The organism is Streptomyces sp. NPDC037301 (assembly GCF_055602785.1).
In genome coordinates, this window is the sequence record NZ_JBVJWD010000040.1 from 1 (window position 1) to 20,071 (window position 20,071).

The 20,071-nt window shown below is 71.6% G+C and carries 17 protein-coding genes, 2 tRNA genes and 1 pseudogene; 13 read left to right on the forward strand and 7 right to left on the reverse strand.

Features of this window, described 5'->3' with window-relative positions; translation table 11 throughout:
• Positions 1-192: 192 nt before the first annotated feature.
• Both ACZ7IB_RS37545 and ACZ7IB_RS37550 read right to left on the reverse strand, forming a co-directional pair.
• A complete protein-coding gene (locus ACZ7IB_RS37545) occupies positions 193-765 on the reverse strand; it encodes an acetate uptake transporter (RefSeq protein WP_470918912.1) in 573 nt (190 codons plus the stop codon).
• Between the two features lie 186 nt (positions 766-951).
• Complete coding sequence (locus ACZ7IB_RS37550) at positions 952-1,473, reverse strand: universal stress protein (RefSeq protein ID WP_072489220.1); 522 nt, start codon at positions 1,471-1,473, stop codon at positions 952-954.
• Between the two features lie 938 nt (positions 1,474-2,411).
• On the opposite strand from ACZ7IB_RS37550, the gene ACZ7IB_RS37555 reads away from it, so the two are divergent.
• From ACZ7IB_RS37555 to ACZ7IB_RS37565, 3 genes are all read left to right on the forward strand, one after another.
• On the forward strand, positions 2,412-3,647 hold the full coding sequence (locus ACZ7IB_RS37555; RefSeq protein WP_470918913.1) for a helix-turn-helix domain-containing protein: 1,236 nt from the start codon (positions 2,412-2,414) through the stop codon (positions 3,645-3,647).
• Positions 3,648-3,656: 9 nt separating this feature from the next.
• Positions 3,657-4,259, forward strand: a complete 603-nt coding sequence (gene orn / locus ACZ7IB_RS37560; RefSeq protein WP_351254018.1) for an oligoribonuclease — start codon at positions 3,657-3,659, stop codon at positions 4,257-4,259.
• 127 nt (positions 4,260-4,386) lie between these two features.
• Positions 4,387-4,459, forward strand: a tRNA-His gene (locus ACZ7IB_RS37565).
• A 79-nt stretch (positions 4,460-4,538) separates the two neighbouring features.
• On the opposite strand, the pseudogene ACZ7IB_RS37570 reads toward ACZ7IB_RS37565, so the two are convergent.
• A pseudogene (locus ACZ7IB_RS37570) lies at positions 4,539-5,132 on the reverse strand (LacI family DNA-binding transcriptional regulator); the annotation flags it as partial.
• Positions 5,133-5,196: 64 nt separating this feature from the next.
• On the opposite strand from ACZ7IB_RS37570, the gene ACZ7IB_RS37575 reads away from it, so the two are divergent.
• A complete protein-coding gene (locus tag ACZ7IB_RS37575) occupies positions 5,197-5,928 on the forward strand; it encodes a hypothetical protein (RefSeq protein ID WP_470918914.1) in 732 nt (243 codons plus the stop codon).
• Positions 5,929-5,999: 71 nt separating this feature from the next.
• Here the strand turns inward: ACZ7IB_RS37575 and ACZ7IB_RS37580 are convergent, their stop codons facing one another.
• Both ACZ7IB_RS37580 and ACZ7IB_RS37585 read right to left on the reverse strand, forming a co-directional pair.
• Positions 6,000-6,926 carry a spermidine synthase gene (locus ACZ7IB_RS37580; RefSeq protein ID WP_470918992.1) on the reverse strand — a complete coding sequence of 309 codons (927 nt, stop codon included), beginning with the start codon at positions 6,924-6,926 and terminating at the stop codon, positions 6,000-6,002.
• A 110-nt stretch (positions 6,927-7,036) separates the two neighbouring features.
• Positions 7,037-7,486 carry a hypothetical protein gene (locus tag ACZ7IB_RS37585; RefSeq protein WP_470918915.1) on the reverse strand — a complete coding sequence of 150 codons (450 nt, stop codon included), beginning with the start codon at positions 7,484-7,486 and terminating at the stop codon, positions 7,037-7,039.
• Between the two features lie 240 nt (positions 7,487-7,726).
• Here ACZ7IB_RS37585 and ACZ7IB_RS37590 point away from each other — a divergent pair, with 240 nt between their 5' ends.
• Entirely contained in the window at positions 7,727-9,076 is a 1,350-nt protein-coding gene (locus ACZ7IB_RS37590; RefSeq protein ID WP_470918916.1) for a tetratricopeptide repeat protein, read from the forward strand.
• 146 nt (positions 9,077-9,222) lie between these two features.
• Here the strand turns inward: ACZ7IB_RS37590 and ACZ7IB_RS37595 are convergent, their stop codons facing one another.
• Positions 9,223-9,819: a histidine phosphatase family protein gene (locus tag ACZ7IB_RS37595; RefSeq protein WP_470918918.1), complete on the reverse strand. Its 597-nt coding sequence runs from the start codon at positions 9,817-9,819 to the stop codon at positions 9,223-9,225.
• Positions 9,820-10,052: 233 nt separating this feature from the next.
• Here ACZ7IB_RS37595 and ACZ7IB_RS37600 point away from each other — a divergent pair, with 233 nt between their 5' ends.
• From ACZ7IB_RS37600 to ACZ7IB_RS37630, 7 genes are all read left to right on the forward strand, one after another.
• On the forward strand, positions 10,053-11,048 hold the full coding sequence (locus tag ACZ7IB_RS37600; protein WP_470918993.1) for a phosphatase PAP2 family protein: 996 nt from the start codon (positions 10,053-10,055) through the stop codon (positions 11,046-11,048).
• Positions 10,933-12,120: a hypothetical protein gene (locus ACZ7IB_RS37605; protein WP_470918919.1), complete on the forward strand. Its 1,188-nt coding sequence runs from the start codon at positions 10,933-10,935 to the stop codon at positions 12,118-12,120. Before ACZ7IB_RS37600 ends, ACZ7IB_RS37605 begins: the two co-directional genes overlap by 116 nt.
• A complete protein-coding gene (locus tag ACZ7IB_RS37610; protein ID WP_470918921.1) occupies positions 12,111-13,724 on the forward strand; it encodes a hypothetical protein in 1,614 nt (537 codons plus the stop codon). The genes ACZ7IB_RS37605 and ACZ7IB_RS37610 overlap by 10 nt, the downstream gene beginning before the upstream one ends.
• Complete coding sequence (locus tag ACZ7IB_RS37615; protein WP_470918922.1) at positions 13,721-15,055, forward strand: AAA domain-containing protein; 1,335 nt, start codon at positions 13,721-13,723, stop codon at positions 15,053-15,055. The genes ACZ7IB_RS37610 and ACZ7IB_RS37615 overlap by 4 nt, the downstream gene beginning before the upstream one ends.
• 114 nt (positions 15,056-15,169) lie before the next feature.
• A complete protein-coding gene (locus tag ACZ7IB_RS37620; protein WP_114244663.1) occupies positions 15,170-15,511 on the forward strand; it encodes a hypothetical protein in 342 nt (113 codons plus the stop codon).
• 229 nt (positions 15,512-15,740) lie between these two features.
• The gene (locus tag ACZ7IB_RS37625) at positions 15,741-16,448 is read left to right on the forward strand and encodes a hypothetical protein (RefSeq protein ID WP_470918923.1); all 708 of its coding nucleotides are present in this window, start codon (positions 15,741-15,743) and stop codon (positions 16,446-16,448) included.
• Positions 16,439-16,512 (forward strand) — tRNA-Lys (locus ACZ7IB_RS37630). Before ACZ7IB_RS37625 ends, ACZ7IB_RS37630 begins: the two co-directional genes overlap by 10 nt.
• 56 nt (positions 16,513-16,568) lie before the next feature.
• On the opposite strand, the gene ACZ7IB_RS37635 is transcribed toward ACZ7IB_RS37630, so the two are convergent.
• Positions 16,569-17,783, reverse strand: coding sequence for a M6 family metalloprotease domain-containing protein (locus tag ACZ7IB_RS37635; protein WP_470918924.1), 1,215 nt, complete (start codon positions 17,781-17,783; stop codon positions 16,569-16,571).
• Between the two features lie 409 nt (positions 17,784-18,192).
• Between ACZ7IB_RS37635 and ACZ7IB_RS37640 the strand changes: the two genes are divergently transcribed.
• Positions 18,193-20,064, forward strand: a complete 1,872-nt coding sequence (locus ACZ7IB_RS37640) for a putative bifunctional diguanylate cyclase/phosphodiesterase (protein WP_470918926.1) — start codon at positions 18,193-18,195, stop codon at positions 20,062-20,064.
• The last annotated feature ends 7 nt before the right edge of the window (positions 20,065-20,071 follow it).

Genomic DNA, 20,071 nt, shown 5'->3' on the forward strand with positions numbered 1-20,071 from the left:
CCCCCCCCCCCCCCCCCCCCCCCCCCCCCCCCCCCCCCCCCCCCCCCCCCCCCCCCCCCCCCCCCCCCCCCCCCCCCCCCCCCCCCCCCCCCCTCACCCCCCCCCCCCCCCCCCCCCCCCCCCCCCCCCCCCCCCCCCGCTCCCGTCGGGGCCGGTGCCTCTTCCCCTTGCCGCACCGGCCCGGTCGCTGCCTCAGCCGGTGGCCGTCACCCCTCGGCCGGCAGCACGTCCAGGCAGCGCCGTGGGCCAGTTGGCCAGCGCCGCCGTCGCCCCGTACCAGGCGGCGAGACCGGCCGCCGCGGCGAGCCAGCCGCCGGCCTCGGCCAGGCTCCCGCTGTCCGCGAACTGCCCGACTCCCAGGAGCAGAAGCGCCAGGAACAGCAGTGCGTACGTCCCCTGGGCGAGCAGACCGCCACCGGCCGCGCCGAGGGTCAGGCTGAGCGCGAACAGGGCCCAGAGCAACAGGAACAGCCCTGACGCATGGCCGGAGACATGCGCGCCGGCGCCGGTGCCCCAGGTGAACCAGAAGGCGCCGAGCCCGGCGAAGGCCGTGCCGGTGAAGCCGCTTCCCGCGCGGAACTCCAGGAGTCCGGCGACGAACAGGGCGATACCGCCGACATACAGCGCGAGCGAGACGGCGTCGGCTGCCGTCACACCGTCCACGACCCCGGTGTGACCGATACCGAACGCCAACAGGGTGATTCCCAGGGCGAGATGGCCGAGGGTAGAGGTGCTGGTGCTTCCCGCAGAGACGTCATTGTCCACGGCGGGCTCCCTTCACATGCAGTGGTCCTGCTTCCCAATGACCCTTATGTACCCTTCACAAGCGCACAATCCACCTCTACGCATCGGTAGATTGCCGGTTTCCACAGGCGAGTTGACGCCACGTCGACTGAGGGGTCCGGAACCGGTGACGAGGGTGATGGCAGGGGCGTCCGGGACGGGGAACGCTCAGGGAATGACGACGACCGGGCGCTGTGCGCGCCGCGCGAGGCGCCCCGCCACCGAGCCGAAGATGCGGCCGACGATGCCGTGCGTGGAGCCGACGACGATGGCGTCGGCCGAGTACTCCCGGCCGACCTCCTCCAGCTCGTGACAGATGTCCCCGCCGCGCTCGACGAGCACCCAGGGAACCTCGGAGAGGTAGTCCGCGCAGGCGAGCTCCAGGCCGAGGACCTCGGTGCGGTGGTCGGGCACGTCGACGAAGACGGGCGGCTCGCAGCCTGCCCAGACTGTGGTCGGCAGCCGATTGGCGACATGGACGATGATCAGGCCCGAACCTGATCTGCGGGCCATGCCGATGGCGTACGCGAGGGCGCGCTCACTGGACGTCGAGCCGTCGAAGCCGACCACGACCCCATGCCGGAAGGCGGGGTCGCAGGAATGACGCGTTTCTTCGACCGCCTGCGGGTCCGACATGGGGTCGGCTACCTGCTTGCGGTCGGCGGGTTCGGGGATTTCGTGACCGGCCATCGGTGTCTCGGCGAAGAGAGTCCTCGTGAGGAGAGCGACTTGGGGAAGGTGCGTCAGCGGGCGGTGTTGCGGTGTCCGGGAATCATCTTCCCAACCCCTTACCCCCAAGGGTACGGCGCCACTCCTCCACTGCCCAGACCCGCGCAAAGCGCGTGCGACGTTTCACGGAGCATGCCCGAGGCGGACCCGTATGGCAATGCCGGTTGCTCTGTACATCGACGTCGGCGGGCCGGAACGACTGCCCTCGGTGACCGGACAGGTCCGTATCCGTCACCCACTCCACGGCGCCCCGGGGCCGCCGCACCCCCGGTGTGGATCACCGCTCCGCCGCCGGGCGCCGAGCCGGCGGTCCACTCCCAGGAGTCACACCGCGCCGGCCCCGGCACGTCCGCCCCGTCCGGAGCCCTCCACCCAACCCCGGACCGATATCGGCCCGCCGGTCGGGATTCCGCTGCCCGCCGGCACACCGAGCCCTTCCGTACGATCGGCCGTCCAACCTGCCTAGGGGCGTAAAGAAGCGGCCGCCCATCGGGGTTGTGCGCCGGGCGACTGACTGAATCACGTACGCACAACCGTCTATTTTCAGCCAACTTCACCCCCCTGTCGCTTCCTTGCCGAATTGGCCGATCAACCCCCTTGCCACCAGGCAGGAAGAGACCGCGCGGTACGCTTCCACCCGACGGGGACGGGCCATGAACCGGAGGCGCACTTCCCTGCACGGCCGCTGGATGAAACCCTTCGTGATCGAATGCTTCCCGCCAAGTTGCCTTGTCGACATAACGCCGGTTGGTGAACTTGTCACGCCGGCACCACGGGACGCAGTAGATTCGATCTTGAGTATCGAAGACGGGGACTCGTGCAGGACCGAGGGGAAAAGTGCAGGAGCGACAGGCCCGTAAGGACCAGGAAGACGCGAACACCGAGGGGGGCTTAGCGTCATGAGCCAGGACTCCGCCGCCGCAACGGAGGCTGTACGGAAGCTCAGTGGACGACGACGACGGGAAGTCGTCGCCGTACTGCTGTTCAGCGGCGGCCCCATCTTCGAGAGCTCGATCCCGCTCTCCGTGTTCGGAATCGACCGCCAGGACGCGGGAGTTCCGCGCTACCGACTCCTCGTCTGCGGCGGGGAAGAGGGGCCGCTGCGGACCACCGGGGGACTCGAACTGACCGCGCCCTACGGGCTGGAGGCGATCAGCAGGGCAGGCACCGTCGTGGTGCCCGCCTGGCGTTCGATCACCTCGCCGCCGCCCGCGGAGGCGCTGGACGCGCTGCGCCGCGCCCACGAGGAAGGGGCCCGCATCGTCGGGCTGTGCACCGGCGCGTTCGTGCTCGCCGCCGCCGGCCTGCTGGACGGCCGCCCGGCGACCACGCACTGGATGTACGCACCGACGCTGGCCAAGCGCTATCCGTCGGTGCATGTCGATCCGCGCGAGCTCTTCGTCGACGACGGCGATGTGCTCACCTCCGCCGGGACAGCGGCCGGGATCGATCTCTGTCTGCACATCGTCCGCACGGACCACGGCACGGAAGCCGCCGGGGCACTGGCCCGCCGGCTCGTCGTGCCGCCGCGGCGCAGTGGCGGTCAGGAGCGCTACCTCGACAGGTCTTTACCTGAGGAGATCGGCTCCGACCCGCTCGCCGAGGTCGTGGCCTGGGCGCTGGAGCATCTCCACGAGCAGTTCGACGTGGAGACGCTGGCCGCGCGCGCCTACATGAGCAGGCGGACCTTTGACCGGAGGTTCCGCTCGCTCACCGGCAGCGCACCGCTCCAGTGGCTGATCACCCAGCGGGTGCTGCAGGCGCAGCGGCTGCTGGAGACGTCCGAGTACTCGGTCGACGAGGTCGCGGGCCGCTGCGGCTTCCGCTCGCCGGTCGCGCTGCGCGGACACTTCCGGCGCCAGCTGGGCTCCTCCCCCGCCGCGTACCGGGCCGCATACCGGGCCCGCCGTCCGCAGGGCGGTGGCGCGGAGGCCCTCGCCCCGGCGATCGAGCCGATGGTGCCCGCACAGGGCACCTCGGCGGGCCGGCGTGCCACGGCTGCGGCCACCCCACCGGGTCCGCATGCCGTCACGTCGGCGACGGCCGGAGCGGGGCAGCCGGAGCACGGGAAACCGGGCCCCGACGCGTACTCCACCGGTCGCCCGACCCTGCCGGGTCAACGGAGTGCCCCGTAGGGTGGAGCCATGAACGATCGCATGGTGTGGATCGACTGCGAGATGACCGGGCTCTCGTTGACGGAAGACGCACTCATCGAGGTGGCCGCGCTGGTCACCGACTCGGAGCTGAACGTGCTCGGCGAAGGGGTGGACATCGTGATCCGCCCGCCGGACGCGGCCCTGGAGACGATGCCCGAGGTGGTGCGCCAGATGCACACCGCCTCGGGTCTCCTCGACGAGCTGGCCCAGGGCACCACCCTGGCCGACGCCGAGGCCCAGGTGCTGGCCTATGTCCGCGAGCATGTGAAGGAGCCCGGCAAGGCCCCGCTCTGCGGGAACTCGGTCTCCACCGACCGCGGCTTCCTGGCGCGGGACATGTCGGCCCTGGAGGGCTACCTCCACTACCGGATCGTCGATGTGTCCTCGGTCAAGGAGCTGGCGCGCCGCTGGTACCCGAGGGCGTACTTCAACAGTCCCGACAAGAACGGCAACCACCGGGCGCTCGCGGACATCCGTGACTCCATCACGGAGCTGCGTTACTACCGCGAGGCGATCTTCGTGCCGCAGCCCGGACCGGACTCGGAGCGTGCCAAGGCGATCGCGGCACGTGTCGCGCCGCCCACGCCGTAGGACGTTGCGAAGCCGCTGGTCATGGGCCTTTCGGGGGCCAGGATCAGCGGCTGAACAACTGGGGCGCGAGCACCCTCTCGGACCCTGTACACTTTTTCTCGGCCGGTCAGAAAAAAGACCGGACATGGTGGGTATAGCTCAGATGGTAGAGCACCTGGTTGTGGTCCAGGATGTCGCGGGTTCGAGTCCCGTTACTCACCCTGAAGGGAAGGGCCCCGGTCAATGACCGGGGCCCTTCTCATGCCTGAGCCACCCTCACCGGCGGCTGTGTGACGGTCGTCACGAGGAGTCGCGGACAATCAGTTCCGTGGGGAGCACGATCTGCGGACGCTCCTGGTTCTCGCCCGCGATCTCCTGGAGCAGTACGCGGGCCATCGTGCGGCCCATCTCCTCGATCGGCTGGCGCACGCTGGTGAGCGCCGGGTCCATGTGACGGGCCACGGCCGAGTCGTCGAAGCCGATGAGAGCCACATCGTCCGGGATGCGCCGGCCGGCCCCGCGCAGCACCTGGCGGGCCCCTGCGGCCATGACGTCGGAGGCGGCGAAGACCGCATCGACGTCGGGGCGGCGGGCGAGCAGGTCACGCATGGCCTGTGCGCCGCCTTCCTCGGTGAAGTCGGCGGGGGCGATCAGCTGCTCGTCCGGTCCGAGACCGGCCGCCAAGACCGCCTTGCGGTAGCCGTCGAGGCGGCGCCGGGCACCGTAGACATCGAGGCACCCGGTGATCGTGGCGATGGAGCGGCGATCCCGGGAGATCAGATGGTCGACGGCTGCGCGGGCGCCCTCGAAGTTGTCGGAGTCGACCGCGGCGAGCGGTTCCGAGGCGGATCTGCGGCCGCTCATCACGGCCGGCATGCCGAGTTGCTCCAGCAGTCGGTGCTGCGATCATCATGACGAGGCGCGGCCGAGGGGGAGCGGGATGATTTCTGAGCCGGAGATGGCGGGGGAGTTCGGTGGGGTTGAAACCCGCGAGGTGATCGGCGACTTCGACCGGGAGTTCATTGGGGAACGTCGGCCGCGAAGGCCGTGGCTGTGGGCACTGGGCGGGGTGGTAACGGCGTCGGCCCTCTGGGCGGCGGCGCTGTTCCTGTATGGAGTAGGCGATCGGAAGCCGGACATGCATGGGTACCAGCTGAGCCAAGACCCTTGCCCATCTCTACAGCTGAAGTCGATCGGCGCGGCGATCGCACCGAGAGAGCCCACCGCCAAGGTCGAATCAGGGCTGTTGAACCATGCCGTCCTCGACCAGATCCAGTGCTTCATTCCTCTTCGGTCCCGGGCCGGGGCGGAGCGGCCCGAGAACGGCTGGTCCATCGAGTACACCGTCGGAATCACGGTGGCACTGCACAAGAAGACCGACCCCGGCGCCGAATTCGAGGCGCGGCGAGGGGTGACCGAGCTCGGCGTTGATCCTGAAGCGAAGCTGGAGATAGTTCCGGAACTTGGTGACAAGGCGTATCTGCTGACCCGGGATGACGGTAACTCGGAGCTGCGGGTGCTGGAGGGCGGAGCGGTCCTCACGCTGAGTCTCTCCGCCTTCACGGTGCACCAGAGCGGCGACCGCAGCGAAGACGAGGCCGGTGACGGGCCGGACGTCCCTGACCTGTCCCCGCACCAATCGGCCATGATCAGCGACATGCGTGACCTGATGTCAAGCCTCAAGCAGTGAGCTTGAGATTCAACCTCCGCGAACATCGACCGGCGCGTCACCGGACCCGGCGAGCATTCGTGGTCACCGCACTAACCGAATGCCGACGGCGGCGGCGCCGGTGAAGGCCTGGCGTCCGCGTCGCTCACCGCCGCCGCGCCGCCGGTGAAGTCGGCGAGCGCCCGCCCGTGTTCGACGCGTCCGGGGTGCGGGTCGGTCGCGACCCGGCGGGTCAGCTCCGCGACCTTCAGCGGCAGATCCGAGGCGAGCAGCACGGCGTTGCCGAAGCGACGGCCGCGCCACACGGTCGGGTCGGCGGCGAGCGCCAGTTCGGGGAAGACCGTGGCCGCGGTGGCGATCTGGCCGCGCAGATGGGTCAGCGGCGGGCCGTCCGCGAGGTTGGCCACGTAACTCCCGCCGGGCTTGAGGATCCGGCGCACCTCGGCGAGGAACTCGGTGCTGGTGAGGTGTGCGGGGGTACGGGCCCCGCTGAAGACATCGGCGATGACGAGATCCGCCCAGTCGTCCTGGATCTTTCCGAGCCCGGCGCGGGCATCGGTGGCCCGGACCCGGATCCTGGCCTGTGGGTCCAGTGGCAGCTCCCGGCGGACCAGTTGGACGAGCGCGGCGTCCACCTCGACGATCTGCTGGGTGGAGCGGGGCCGGGTCGCGGCGATGTAGCGGGCGAGCGTGAAGGCGCCGCCGCCCAGGTGCACCACGTGCAGGGGCTGCCCAGGGGGTGCGACGAGGTCGGCGATGTGGCCGATCCTGCGCTGGTACTCGAAGGACAGATACGTGGGGTCGTCGAGGTCCACATGGGACTGGGGGGCTCCGTCGAGCGTCAGCGTCCAGGCGTGCGGGCGCTCGCGGTCGGGCACCAGCTCGGCGAGACCGCCGTCCACCGGTTCGGCGAGGGGTTCCGTCCTGCGCCCGCTCCCGCGTTCGCCCCTGCCGTCGGCCTTGCGGTCGGACCGCTTACGGGCGCCCGCGCCTGCGCTCGACGCTCCTCGACGTGCCACTGCTGCTCGTGCCTGCTCACTGCTCATCGCTCCGGGCCGGTACGGAACCGGCCGTGCCGGGGAAACCCGGCCACCGGCCCATTATGGGCGCGCGGGCGGGGAGCCCGCGGTCAGCGGCAGTTGTCGGCCGCCTCGATCAGCCGGGCCGCCTGGTCGAGAGCGGCCCGCAGCACGGCCGGGTCGGTGACCGGGGCGTCCTCCTCGGGCGGCAGCAGCCAGCCGCTGCCGGTGACGGGCGGCTCGGCGGGGATGCGCAGCCCGCGGCCGTCGGTCCGCGTACAGGCGCTGCCCGGTACGTCCCATGCCTCGGCGGTCCCCGGGGGAACCAGGAAGCCGAGGGTGTCACAGGCGCCGTCGTGCAGGACCGGGCCGACGGCTTCCTGGTCGGCGCCCCGGCGCAGGATGTCCACGGCCTCCAGTCCCTGGCGTGCCGGGACGGTCACCAGGTCGCAGGGTACGGCGCCGTGGTCCTCCGTGGGCGCGGTGGGCACCGTGGCACCCGTTGCGGCCGTGGTCGTCGCAGTCGTCCGCGAGCCGGTCTCCGTGCCGATGTGCAACAAGGGACCTCTCCTCTCATCGCCGGGCGGAGCCGGATTCCGTCTCCACGTGGACCAACGCGCCGACGGCGTCAAGGGCTACGGTGCCACGCCGCCGCAAAGGGTGGCAGTTCATGGCGGATCACGGGCGAGATATCCCTTTTGTAGGCAAACGCTGTGTGTGTGGTCCGTCACAACAGGTACGTTCTTGCTCCGCCGGGACACCGGAAGCAGGAGCCCGGCTGCACCAGAGAGGGCTCAGCCATGGTGTCGACAGGGGCAGTTCCCAACCTCGCCTTCCGGCGGCTGCGCGGACCGCGCTCCGCCGGAGAGTTCGCTGCCGCGGTACGCAGGTCCGCCCGCGAGATCGGCGAGCAGGTCGCGTGCGACGCCCGGTACATCGGACGCGTGGAGTCCGGCGAGATCCGCTGTCCCAACTACGCGTACGAGCGGGTCTTCCTGCACATGTTCCCCGGCGCCACCCTGGCGGACCTGGGCTTCTCACCGCGCGAATCGGTACGCGGCCGGGGGGCACGGACCACTGCCGAAACCCCACCGCCCCCCACGCTCCACAGCGACACCGACGAGGAGAGCGACGTGCTGCGTCGCGTATTCATGACGAGCGGCACCACCACGATGGCGGCCGCAACCCTGGGCCTCGGCCTCGGCGGCACGTCCGCCGCCGCCCTGCCCGACCGGCACCGGGTCGGAGAGGCCGAGGTGAGCGCCGTCGAGAAGGCAGTACGGCAGATCCGGCTGCTCGACGACCGGCACGGCGGTGACGGCCTGTACCGCAGGGCGTCCCAGCCGCTGCGGGCGGCGTACGCACTGCTCGACTCCACAACCGCCACCAAGCGTTCCACGGCCGACCGGCTGCATGCCGGGGCGGGCGAACTGGCCATCTCGGTGGGCTGGCTGGCCCATGACTCGGGCCGGTTCGAGGACGCCCGCTCGCACTATGCGGAGGCGCTGGCCACGGCGCGGGTGGCGGGTGACGCGGCGCTGGAGGCGCATGCGTTCTGCAATGCGTCGTTCCTGGCCAGGGACACGGAGCGGCCCCGCGAGTCCGTACGCGCCGCCGAGGCCGGGCAGCGGGCGGCGCAGCCGCTGGGCTCGCCGCGGCTGCTGGCGCTGCTCGCGCTGCGGGAGGCGGGGGGCCGGGCGGGGCTCGGGGACCGTACGGGCTGCGAACGGGCGATCGGCCGGGCGCACACCGCGTTCGAGCGCGGTCCGTCCGACGCCGATCCGGAGTGGATGACCTTCTTCCGGGAGGCGGAACTGGAGATGCTGGAGGCACAGTGCTGGTCGGCGCTGGGCGACTGGTCGCGGGCGGCCCGCCATGCGCTGCGGGCGACGCGGCTCCAGGACCCGCACTTCACCCGGAACCAGGCGCTGTACCGGGCCGAGCTGACCACGGACCTGGCCCGGGCGGGCCGGGCCGCGGAGGCGGCGACGGCGGGCCACCAGGTGCTGGACCTGCTGGACCGCGTCCAGTCGTCCCGCATCCGGGCGATGCTGGCGGGGGCGGCGGGGGTACTGGCGCCGCAGCGGGGTGCGGCGGAGGTACGGGGGTTCCTCGAGCGGCACGCGGAGGTCTCCGCGACGGGGGCGTAAGGGTTCGCCGAACGGCCCGGATTCCAGACGCCCCGCGCCACGTGACCGGTTCCGTCCTCAATCACCGGACGGGCCGGCTTCACCGCGCGCCGGCAAGATCAAGCCCGTCCGGCGATCGAGGACCCCCGCTGCCGGGGGCGGCAGGACTAGCTGTCCAGGTGGCCCGTGTCGTTCCAGCGTTCTACCGCGGGCGCACCGTACGCCCACCCCAGCACCGACAGCGATGTCGGATCGAGCCGTATGCGCGCCGCGAACGACACGTCCTCGCCCAGCCACCGCGCCCCCAGCGCCCGCAGGATGTGACCGTGGGCGAAGACCAGGACGTCGCGGTCGGCCGAGCGGGCCCAGTCGACGATCTCGTCGGCGCGGGCGGACAGCTCGGCCAGGGTCTCCCCCTCCGGCACCCCGTCGCGCCAGATGAACCAGTCGGGACGGATCGCCTTGATCTGTGCCGGGGTCATCCCCTCGTACGCCCCGTAGTCCCACTCCAGCAGCGCGTCCCACGGCTCGGCCCGGTCCCCGAAACCCGCGATGTCGCAGGTCTCCTTGGCCCGCAGCAGCGGACTGGTGCGGACTTCCAGGCCCGGCAGGTCCGCCCACGGCTTGCGGTGCAGCCGCTCACCGAGGAGCTTGGCGCCCGCACGGCCGGTGTCGAGCAGTGGGATGTCCGTCCTGCCTGTGTGATTGCCCTTGACGGACCATTCCGTCTGGCCGTGCCGGGCGAGCAGGATACGCGGTGCCATGACGGCTCTCCCTGGGACTGAGATCTGAGGCCGGAGATCGAGACAGAACGGATCGTCCGGTTTTCCCATCATCGCGCACGTCTTCTGGAGGCAACCTCCGGGGCCGAACCGGCGTCACTTCCTGCGCGGAGAAATCTGTGCACACACGGGGCACCCGACAAGGACCCCCGGGGGAATCGCGGCCGACACGCACCGTACGGTTGAACGCTCGCCGTTGGTCGCATGAACACATGATGGAGAGCTTCCGGATGCAGCCTGCCAGCACCGCGTACGTGCCGCGCCCGCGGCCCCGTTGGTGGACCGAGCTGCCGTTGCTGGCGCTGGTGTACGCAGCCTACTCGGCGGGCCGGCTGGTGGCGCGCGGCGACGTGTCCACGGCCGTCGACAACGGTCTGCGCATCCTGCACCTGGAGAAGACGCTCCACATCAACTTCGAGCACCCGCTCAACCGGCTGCTGACCGCCCACCCCTCGATAGGCATACCCGCCGACTTCACCTACGCGTCTCTGCACTATCTGGTCACCCCGGCCGTTCTGATCTGGCTCTTCCGCCGCCGCCAGGCCCTGTACCGCCGGGCCCGCACCTGGCTGATGACCTCCACACTGCTCGGCCTGATCGGCTTCACGCTGATGCCGACCTGCCCGCCCCGGCTGCTCCACGCCACTCACGGCTTCGTCGACACGATGGCGCAGTACAGCTCGTACGGCTGGTGGGGCACCGAGGCGAGTGCTCCGCGCGGCATGGGCGGAATGACGAACCAGTACGCGGCGATGCCGAGCCTGCACGTCGGCTGGGCGCTCTGGTGCGGAATCCTGCTGTGGCGTCACGGCCGGCACCCGCTCGTACGGGCCGCGGGCATCGCGTACCCCCTGGTCACCACGTTCGTGGTGATGGGCACGGCCAATCACTACTTCCTCGACGCGGTCGCGGGCGCTGCCGTGATGGGCGTCGGAGCCCTGCTGGCCGGACCGGTGATGCGTATCGCCGACCGGTTCGCAGCCCGCTTCCCGCGGTTCGCCCGGACCACGAAGTCCCCGGTTGTCAGTGCCGGATGCAAGACTTCGGCGGGTGAGCGAATCCCTGGCCAGCGGACCACCTCCGCAGATTCCACCGATGCCGCAGCATCGGCCGACGCAGACGCCTCGGCCGGTCGCGCACCCCGGGCCGACGCCGCTGCCCCCGCAGGCGCGGGAGCAGCGGGGGACGACACTCCGGCAGCGGCTCGCTGAGCTGCGGGGCCCGGCTGTCGCACCGCGTCCGCTGGATGCCCGCGCGCTGGCCGCCCTCGCCGCCAACCCCGGCTGCCGGCGCCGCGCCCTGCTGGACGGCGCCGGGGTGGACAAGGCCGCGCTGGCCACGGCGCTCGGTTCACCGGCCCCCTTCGGCCAGTCGCAGTTCGCTTTCGTCCGGGGCAACGCCTTCGAGGCCAAGGTCAAGGCCGACGGCGGTACGGAGCTGATGCGGCTGCTCCACGAGCGCCTCGGCGGCGCCGCCGAGGCGCCGCACGAGGTCCTGGTGCCCGATCTGACCGCGGCCGGTCCCGAGGGCCGCGCGGCGCGTACGGCGCTGGCGCTGCGGGAGGCGACCGAGACAGGCGGCTGGGCGCTGCTGGACCACCCGATGCTGGCCCTGGATGTGGCGGGCTCCCCCACCTATCTGGAGCCGGACGCGGTCGCGGTGCACCCCGACGGCACCTGGACGGTCGTCGAGATCAAGTCCTTCCCCATGATCGACGGTTCTGCCGACGCGGCGAAGGTCGGTGCGGCGGCCCGGCAGTCCGCCGTCTATGTACTGGCGCTGGAGCGGATCGCGGAGCTGACCGAGGGCGCGGAGGTCGGCCACCGGGTGCTGCTGGTCTGCCCGAAGGACTTCTCCAATCTGCCCACCGCCTCGGTCGTCGACGTACGCAAGCAGCGTGCGGTCACCCGGCGCCAACTGGCCAGGCTGACCCGGATCGAGGACATCGCGGCGGCCCTGCCCGAGGGCACCACCTTCGATCCGGAGTGCTCCCCGCAGCAGCTCGACGCCGCGGTCGAATCCGTCGGCGCGGCGTATGCCCCGGAGTGCCTGGCCGCTTGTGAACTGGCCTTCCACTGCCGGGCGAAGGCCCGCGCGGCCGGTGCCGTGGAGGCGCTGGGGCGGAGCGTGCGGGGTGAGCTCGGCGGGCTGACGACGGTGGGTGCGGTGCTGGCCGCCGCCGCGGGCAAGGAGGGCGACCCGGCGGATCCGACGGTCGTGGCCCTGCGGCGTGCGGCGGCGCTGCGTGCCGAGGCGCTGGAGGGCAGTGCGGCATGTCGCTGATCAGCACCCTGGCCCGGCTGGAGGCCGTGGAGAGCGGCCGGGCGCAGCCGACGACGACGGTCCTGCACCGCCATCTCACCGACCGGCCGCTCGTCCTGGTGCCGCTGACCACCGCCGGTGAGGCGGGCGCCCCGCTGGGCGCGCTCGTCGGGACCGACCGGGAGGCGCCCCGGCTGCTGGCGGTTTCGCAGCCGCGCGACCGGGATCTGCGGTTCGCGTTCCTCGCCGAGCTGGCCGAGGCGGTGCTGCCGCACATCGAGGCGTACGAGGATGTCGTCGAGCCCGCCGAGCGCAATGAGACCGATCCGGAGACCGGGAAGAAGGTCAAGGTCGAGGTCGAGCTGTGTGCGGACGCACCGCAGTTGATCGTGCCCAGCCGGGCGGGCATCGATTTCGTACGGCTGCTCGGCCGCTCCATGCGGTTCAGGCGCACGGCTGAGGACGATCCCGACACCCCGTGCCCCGCCCCTGCCCGTGTCCCGCTGCTGGGTCGCTGGCTGACGCACTACGGGGAGCGGGCCAGGGTGCCGGGCTCCTCGCTGCTGCTGGCCACGACCGATCTGCTGAACCGGCACTGGGCGACCGGTCAGAGCAGCCTGGAGGATCAGCATCTGGGCGCGCTGCTGGCCTGGATCGCCGCCCCGGCGGGCGAGTCCGGGGCGCGGGCCGCACTCCGTGCGGAGCTGGAGCGGGACGGCGAAGGACAGCTGCTGTGCCCGCCGGCCGGTCCGGCCACGGACCCCGCGTTCGACAACCGGCTGCTGGCGCCCGCCATCGAGAAGTACGACCGGGCGCGCACCTCCCTCGCAGCGGCCGAGGACGGTCTGGCGGCCGATGCCCGGCTCGCCGGACTGACCGCCGCCGAGCGGGACATCAGGGCGCTGCTGGCCGGGGTGATGCGGCCGACCTGGGACGCGGTGTGGCGGGGGCTCGATCTGCTGAAGGAACTGCCCGAGGGGTCTCGGGCCGAGGACCGCTGGACGAGGGACCGCTGGTCGTTCACCGGTCACCGGGACCGGGTGCGGTCCGGTGAGCCGCCGCAGCCGCGCCGGGACGACGCGGTGACGGCCGCGCAGAAGCTGGCCTCGCGCGAGACGGCGCAGGCCCAGCTGGAGGCGCAGGAGGCGCTGGACGATCCGCTGGTGCTGGCCGGGCGGCGGCTGGCCGGTGAGGCGTTCGTCGGCGACGTGACGGAGGTGGTGATGGCGTACAGCGAGTCGAAGCGCCCGTCCCCGCGCCCGCTGGTCACGGTCCGCACGGACGAGCGCCCGCATCTCGGGGAGCGCACCAAGGTGTACCGCTCGCTGGACGGCAAGCCGCAGACCGCCGAGTTCGTGGAGTACGCCGCGGAGCCGGAGGACGGGAGTGCGCCCCTGCTGGTGCTGAGGATCACCGACCGGATGGGCCGGAGCAAGGAGCCGGTGCCGGGTTCGGTGCCCGAGCCGGGCGACCGGATCGCCTGGACGCTGTTCGAGCACGATCAGCGCGGCGGCCCGAAGCTGCCGGATCCCGAGGAGACGCCCTGGACGCACGGCGGCCCGCCGGGCGCCACTGCCGGGCAGGCCGAGAGCCCCGATCCCGTGACCGCGGAGGACCTTCTATGACGGCCGTATTCGACCCGGGCGCCCAGGCCGCGCGGGCGACCGACGCGATCCTCGCCGACACACTGAGCGGTACGTCGCGCGGCATCGTGGTGGACTCCCCGCCGGGCGCGGGCAAGTCGACGCTCGTGGTGCGTGCCGCACTCGAACTCGCGGCGGCCGGGCACCCGTTGATGGTGGTCGCGCAGACCAATGCCCAGGTGGACGACCTGGTGGTGCGGCTGGCCGAGAAGGACCCGGGGCTGCCGGTCGGGCGGTTGCACAGCAATGACTCCGACCCGTACGACAAGGTGCTGGACGGCCTGGCCAATGTACGGAAGTCGGCCAAGGCGTCGGATCTCGCCGGACTCGATGTCGTCATCTCGACGGCCGCCAAGTGGGCCCATGTGAAGAACGTCGAGCCGTGGGGGCACGCGATCGTCGATGAGGCGTACCAGATGCGTTCGGATGCGCTGCTGGCCGTCGCGGGCCTTTTCGAACGGGCGCTGTTCGTCGGCGATCCGGGCCAGTTGGACCCGTTCTCGATCGTGGGCGCGGACCAGTGGGCGGGGCTGTCGTACGACCCGTCCGCGAGCGCGGTCTCCACGTTGCTCGCGCACAATCCCCAACTGCCGCAGCACCGGCTGCCGGTGTCGTGGCGGCTGCCCGCCTCCGCCGCGCCGCTCGTCTCAAACGCGTTCTACCCGTACACCCCGTTCCGCAGCGGTACGGACCACGGGGACCGGCGGCTTTCGTTCGGCGTCGCGTCCGACGGCTCGGCGCCGGACCGGGTGCTGGACGAGGCCGCGGAATCCGGCTGGGGCCTGCTCGAACTCCCGGCCCGGCACACCCCGCGCACCGATCCGGAGGCGGTACGGGCGGTGGCCCTGGTCGTCCGCCGGCTCCTCGACCGGGGTGGCGCGGCGACGAGCGAGCGCTCCCCGGATCCGGTCCCGGTGACGGCGGACCGGGTCGCGGTCGGCACCGCCCACCGTGACCAGGCGGCGGCGGTACGGGCGGCGCTGGCGGATCTGGGTGTGTCGGGTGTGGCGGTGGACACGGCGAACCGGCTCCAGGGCCGCGAGTTCGATGTGACGGTGGTCCTGCACCCGCTGTCCGGCCGCCCGGACGCCACGGCGTTCCATCTGGAGACGGGCCGGCTGTGCGTTTTGGCCTCGCGCCACCGGCATGCGTGCATCGTGGTGTGCCGGGCGGGCGTCGCGGAACTGCTGGACGAGCACCCGTCGACGGAGCCGGTGCAGCTGGGGGTCACGGTGAAGTTCCCGGACGGCTGGGAGGCGAACCACGCGGTGCTGGCGCATCTGGGCGAGCACCGGGTGCGGTGGGAGGCGTGAGGGCGCCCGGTCCCGGCAGGTCGCAGCCCCGCTTCCAAGGAGCCACGGAGCCCCCTTGCGCGACGTTGGACAATGGAGCGTGGCCGTCGGGCCCACCGAAGGAGGAAACACCACATGCCACAACCCGAGCGGAACGAGCAGCAGCGGCTGCGCCCCGCACCCCTGCTCTTCGAGCCGTCGGCGGCAGTCGCCGATCCTGAGCACTTCTTCGACCTGGAGTCGATGGACGACCCGAAGGAGATGCTGTCCCGCGCCACCGAGCTGACCCTGGCGTTCAGTGCCGCGGCCGACCGTGCGGCCGAGTTCCAGGCGATCGCCGCCGCCCAGCTCGCCGATCCGCGCCGGTTCGACCGGCTGACGACCGCGGACATCGCGCAGCGTGCGGAGTGGACCGAGGACTATGCCAAGAAGATGGTCGAGTTCGGCCGGAGCCTGCTGGGCGGCTCCACGCCCTGACCGCCGTACCGGCCCCGGCGCGACCATCGCACCAGTCCCACCGGGCCTGCCGTCGGCCCCAGCCCGCCATCGCGCCGATCCGTCCGGACCACCCGTCCACGCCAGGTCCTGACACCGGGTACAACCAGTGGCATATGCCCGGGCGCAAGATACTCCTCCCCACCCCCGCCTGTCCCGGTTTCCGGCAACTCTCGGAATCCATTTGATCACTCCCGGTAGACATGGGCACATGAGCGCATGGCTGCCAGACGACACGACCCTGCATCACGGCGACGGCCCCCACCACGGCGCCGACATCTTCGCCCTCCTGCGGGACCGGGCCGCGGACCGGACGGCTCAGGTCACGGCGGCCGGCGCCGCCTGGCTCGCCGGCGCCGCGGCCTATCCGCGCAGCACGCTGGCCCAGTGGGAGGCCCACCCCTCCTCACCCGGGGTGCTGCCGTGCGGTTCGGCCTTCGACGTGGTGAATGTACCCACCCTCTTCGGGCGCCGGATGCTGGAACACCTGTGGGCGGACGGCCCGGGCTCCGGACCCGTCGCCACTCACCGCGGACGGATGCTGCTCTTCGCCTCCCCCGGCACCGCCCAGCGGCTGCCGTCGCTGCTCGACTGGGAGGAGTGGGGCGGCGGCCACGAACCGCGGACCGGCAGGGGCGCGCAGGGGCGGGACGGCATCGACGGCAAGGTCCCGCCGCTGCTCTGCCACGGCATCGGGGACGCGGTGACCGTACCGCCCCTGACCTGCGCCTCCTCCATCTCCGGGCCCCGCTGGGTGGTAGCCCCCGACACCCGCAGCCCCTGGCTGCCGGGGCCGGACGTACTGCTCTGGGCCTGTGTACGGGTGACCAGGTCGACGCCCTCGTCGGCGGCCAGGAATTCGATTTTTCCTCCCGCCGACCAGGATGCTAATGTCTACGACGTCAGCAGGCGCCGCTAGCTCAGTTGGTTAGAGCAGCTGACTCTTAATCAGCGGGTCCGGGGTTCGAGTCCCTGGCGGCGCACAGACGGAAGAAGCCCTCTCGCGGAAGCGAGGGGGCTTCTTCGTGTTCGCGGGAGCCTACGTCCCCGTGGTGATGCGGACCGTCCAGGCGCCCGACGGTGTCCGGTCGGCGACCTCGACCCTGGCGTGCGCGCCGGGGATGCTGTACGTCTCGCCGACCCGCAGCGGGGCGTCCGCGAGCGGCGCGTAGACGGACAGGTCCCAGCAGGCGTCGGTGCGGGGGTGGGTGTCGATGACCTCGACCGGTCCACCGCCGGACGGAGTTGCGTTGCGCACCCGGTAGAGCAGGACGCCTTCGGTGCAGGTCGTCCGGTCGTTGCCGGTGGCGCTGCGCGCCTCGATGGCCACGGCACTGCCCTCACCGGTCCTGATCACCGCGAGCCGGGTGCCGATGGAGGCCCCGGGCACGGGCACGGCGGCGATCGACTCCAGGGTGATGTCCCGGCTGCGCTGGACGCACACCACCTGCCTGCGGTCCAGCCAGCCCAGCTTCCACTTGTGCCAGCCGAAGAAATCCGGTGCGAGACCGAACTGACTGCCCATCACGTCCCAGTCGCCGACATAGGTGTCCCAGTCGCCCTTGCCGTCGGACGGCCGGTGGTAGAGGTCCGGCAGGTCGAAGACGTGTCCGGTCTCGTGGGCCAGCACATTGTGGTCCGGCGGGTGCTGTTCGAAGACGGTGACGACGCGCCGGATGTCCGTACCGTCGGCGTGCAGCGGCTGGTCGAAGTTGACGACCTTGGTGGCGTCGGAGTCGACGCCCGGGGCGTCCGGGTCGGCGACCAGGTAGACGACGCCGAACCGGGAGAAGTCGACCTTCGGGTCCGCCACGGCGATGGCGTCGCGCAGATAGGCGCTGCGCCGCTCGTTGTTCCAGTCCCGCTGTATGCCGTACCAGTCGGACGCCCTGGGCATCTGGATCCACTGCCGCAGCGGGTGCGGGCGCAGGGTGAACTTCCCGTACGAGGCGCGCTGGAAGAACTGGGTGGTGGCGGGGAAGTAGTCGGCGGTGAGTTCCTTGGGGGTGATGGCGGGGCGGTGGTCCGGGAAGGAGAGAAAGACCATGACCGCGTCGAGGGAGTGGTCGGGGCGGGGGTAGGCGTCGTTCCAGTCCCCCACGCCGAGCGAGTGGTGCGCCTCGGTCCGGGGCAGCGCGCACGGACCCGCTTCGCCGGTGGCCGCCACGGCGGGCCCGGCGACGAGGGAGGTGGCAGCGAGCGCCAGCAGGGAGGTCACAGCCGCGACCACACCTCGCAGGCTCGGCCTCTCCACTCCCCCGGTTCCGTGCTGAAGCGGCACATCTACCTCCGGGTGCGAGATGCGGTCACCCACCCACCCTGTGATGATTCGAGGCTTTCGTCCTGTTGAGCTGCCCCAGTCGAGTCAGCAGTCGGCCGCGAGATTCACCCTCACGGACGGTCACAATCAATCAGCCGGACATCACGAGGGGACGGAATCACTCAGAAACCATCAATCGCGGGCACATCGGATCGGCGCGCGACTGACCCAAGTGGGGCGAACGCGGGGCGCAGAGGGGTCGGGCGCTGGAACGGCCGACGCACCAACCTCTATGCTTCACCAGGCTTTCCCGCGCGGTTTCCGCCTCCGACAACGGCGCCCCGCGCGGCGGGCCAGTCCGGCCACACCTGTTCAGGACAGAACTGCACGGCGGGAGCGAACGGTGAGCGGAACCTCCGAAGGGCCGAGGCCTGCGGTGGGCACACCCCCCCATTCCGCAGGACCGTCGGTCACGGAGCGTCACCCTCTGCGGTTCCCTGCCGGAACCGCAAGGTCCGAGCCGCACGGCTACCGGGCCGCCTTCCGGGCCGCCACGCTCCCGATGGCCGTCATCGACCACGAGGGCCTGGTCGTCGCCGCCAACGACGCCCTCGGCGGCCTCCTCGGCTTCCCCGCCGCGGCACTGACCACACAGTCCGCAGCCGATCTGCTCGACCTCGTGGCGGACGGCCGCACCTGGCACGCGTACCGCGAGGTGCTGCGCCGTCGGCGCTCACGGTTCCGTTGCACCCGCAGTCTCAAGCACCCCGACGGGCGCTCGATGTGGGCCGAGATCACCGTTGTACCGATGCCCGAACCGGAGGCCGGCAGGGCCGACGGCCCCGGGCCCGGCCGGGTGCTGCTCTCCGTCGCGGACATCAGCGACCGGCGTGAGCTGCAGAAGCGGCTGCGCCACCTCCAGTTGCACGACCCGGTGACCCGGCTGCCCAACCGGACGCTGTTCTTCGAACGGCTCTCGGCCGCCCTGGAGACCCGTCCGTACCAGGACGACAGCATCCCCGGACACGGCCGTATCGGGCTCTGCTATCTCGATCTCGACGGCTTCAAGGCCGTCAACGACACGATGGGCCATCGGATCGGCGACCGGCTGCTCGCCGCCGTCGCCGCGCGGCTCACCGACTGTGCGGCCCAGGACGGCCCGCACCGCCCAGGTTCACACCTCGTGGCGCGCCTTGGCGGCGACGAGTTCGCGATCCTGGTCGAGGACTCCGCCGGTACACAGCAGCTCACCGACCTGGCCCGCACGGTCCTCGCCGCGCTGCAGAAGCCCTTCGACCTGGGCGGGCAGCGGCTCTCCGTGTCGGCCTCGATCGGAGTGGTGGAACGGGCCGTGGCCGGCACCTCGGCGACCGGTCTGATGCAGGCCGCCGACACCACGCTGTACTGGGCGAAGGCGGACGGCAAGGCCCGCTGGACGGTCTTCGACCCGGAGCGCAACGCCCACCGGATGACCCGGCAGACGCTCTCCTCCAATCTGCGGCCCGCCGTCGAGCGCGGTGAGTTCACCATCGAGTACCAGCCGCTGGTCGGCATGGCCGACGGAGTCGTACGCGGGGTGGAGGCGCTGGTCCGCTGGAACCACCCGCAGTTCGGCATGCTCTCGCCGAATCGGTTCGTCGCGATCGCCGAGGAGGACGGCTCGATCGTCCAGCTCGGCCGGTGGGTGCTGCAGTCCGCCTGCCGCCAGGCCCGGCGCTGGCAGCTCGACCACCCGGCCGAACCGCCGCTGTTCATCAGCGTCAATGTCGCCGTACGGCAGGTCTGGGACTCCGACCTGGTCACCGATGTCGCGGAGATCCTCGCCGAGACCGGCCTCGATCCCGGACTGCTGCAGCTGGAGCTGACCGAGTCCGCCGTGATGGGCTCGGCGGGCCGCCCGCTCCAGGCCCTCCAGTCGCTCAGCGAAATGGGCGTACGGATCGCCATCGACGACTTCGGGACCGGCTACTCGAACCTTGCCTATCTGAGCCGGCTGCCGGTCTCCGTACTGAAGCTGGACGGCTCGTTCGTACGCGGCTTCCGCCACGACGACGGCGACCGCCCGAGCCCCGCCGACGAGACGATCGTCGAGGCGATGGTGGAACTGGCGCACCGCCTGGGCCTGACCGTCACCGCGGAGTGCGTGGAGACGGCAGGCCAGGCGGAACGGCTGCGCAGGATCGGCTGCGACACCGGGCAGGGCTGGTTGTACTCACGCGCGGTGGCCCCGGAGCGGATCGCCGAGCTGATCGGCAGCGGAAGGCTGACGGTCTGAACCCCGG